Annotated in this window: 1 protein-coding gene; it reads left to right on the top strand. The window is 56.8% G+C overall.

Features of this window, described 5'->3' with window-relative positions; genetic code table 11:
- The coding region (locus tag EN824_RS35790; protein ID WP_210236415.1) for a hypothetical protein at positions 1-244 on the top strand (244 nt) is incomplete at its 5' end.
- Positions 245-278: the final 34 nt, after the last annotated feature.

Genomic DNA, 278 nt, shown 5'->3' with positions numbered 1-278 from the left:
GTCTAACTTAGCGCGAACGGTCGTTCATCGCGATGTTATCCGGCGTCAAACTGAACAGAAAGCGGTGCAATCGCCGCTAAATCCGTTCATTCGTCTGCTTCGTCGCACTTTGTGTGCGGGCTCGCGTGTCGCCCGGTCGCGCACGCGTCGCAAGCAGGCGATTGCTTCTCCAACAGGTTGTGCAAGACGCGCGATCACGCTTCCAATGAGCGCCGCGCGTTCGAGCCCACTTGCACAGCCGTGAATTTCTTTCACACTTAGGGGCTTGTATGACTAAC

The organism is Mesorhizobium sp. M8A.F.Ca.ET.181.01.1.1, assembly GCF_004792025.1.
Classification (GTDB): Bacteria; Pseudomonadota; Alphaproteobacteria; order Rhizobiales; family Rhizobiaceae; genus Mesorhizobium.
The sequence above is the reverse complement of the archived record's forward strand: the minus strand, read 5'-3'. Positions and strand labels throughout refer to the sequence as shown.